This window comes from Bacillus sp. LR--39 (assembly GCF_053613335.1).
Window position 1 is genome coordinate 1 of record NZ_JBSIOT010000151.1, and the last position, 1,439, is coordinate 1,439.

Consider the following 1,439-nt stretch of genomic DNA (forward strand, 5'->3'; position numbering starts at 1 on the left):
AGCGGAAACGGTATTTATATGTATGCGAAAGCTGTTGAAGCCGGCGTTGATATTATAGACGTGGCGGTCAGCTCAATGGCGGGATTAACGTCACAGCCTAGCGCGAGCGGATTTTATCATGCGATGGAAGGCAACGACCGCCGTCCGGAAATGAATGTCCAAGGCGTTGAATTGCTGTCCCAATATTGGGAGTCGGTGCGTAAATATTATAGTGAATTTGAAAGCGGAATGAAGTCTCCGCATACTGAAATTTATGAACACGAAATGCCAGGGGGCCAATACAGCAACCTGCAGCAGCAGGCCAAGGGAGTAGGCCTTGGCGACCGATGGAACGAAGTCAAGGAAATGTACAGACGCGTGAACGATATGTTCGGTGACATCGTCAAGGTAACGCCTTCCTCAAAAGTTGTCGGAGATATGGCACTTTACATGGTGCAAAACAATCTGACTGAAAAAGACGTTTACGAAAAAGGCGAATCTTTAGATTTCCCTGATTCTGTCGTGGAGCTTTTCAAAGGAAATATCGGCCAGCCTCATGGCGGATTCCCGGAAAAACTGCAAAAGCTGATCTTAAAAGGACAGGAGCCGATTACAGTCAGACCGGGCGAACTGCTTGAGCCGGTGTCATTTGAAGCGATCAAACAGGAATTTAAAGAGCAGCATAACTTGGAAATTTCAGATCAGGATGCTGTGGCATATGCCCTTTATCCTAAAGTCTTCACTGATTATGTGAAAACGACAGAAAGCTATGGAGACATCTCGGTATTAGATACACCGACATTCTTCTACGGTATGACATTAGGTGAAGAGATAGAAGTTGAAATTGAGCGCGGCAAAACGCTGATCGTTAAGCTGATTTCAATCGGTGAGCCTCAGCCTGATGCCACCCGCGTCGTTTATTTCGAACTCAACGGGCAGCCGCGTGAAGTAGTCATTAAAGATGAAAGCATTAAGTCTTCCGTTCAGGAAAGGCTGAAAGCAGACCGGACAAATCCAAGCCACATCGCAGCTTCTATGCCTGGAACAGTTATTAAGGTATTGGCTGAAGCAGGCACAAAAGTCAATAAAGGTGATCATTTGATGATTAATGAAGCGATGAAAATGGAAACAACGGTTCAGGCGCCTTTCTCAGGAACAATCAAGCAGGTTCATGTGAAAAATGGTGAGCCGATCCAAACGGGAGATCTGCTTCTCGAAATTGAAAAAGCATAAAAAAAACAAGAGTGTATATCAATGATATACACTCTTGTTTTTTTATAGAAAATGTGGAGTGAAACAGATGGTTAGAAGAGATATAAGGGGACTTCAGAGATTATAGAGTACTGTCACAAGCCCAAAATAAAAAGAGGTATACCACCAATTTTTTAGATGCTTTGTAGTAGTCCATGCATATTTCTTTAAGCACAATCTGATTTTCCAATGGCCAAAAGGCTTTAATA

The 1,439-nt window shown here is 43.6% G+C and carries 1 protein-coding gene; it reads left to right on the forward strand.

Features of this window, described 5'->3' with window-relative positions:
- On the forward strand, positions 1-1,212 hold a 1,212-nt coding region (locus tag ACWHAR_RS21280; protein WP_452087743.1), incomplete at its 5' end, for a biotin/lipoyl-containing protein.
- Between the last annotated feature and the right edge of the window lie 227 nt (positions 1,213-1,439).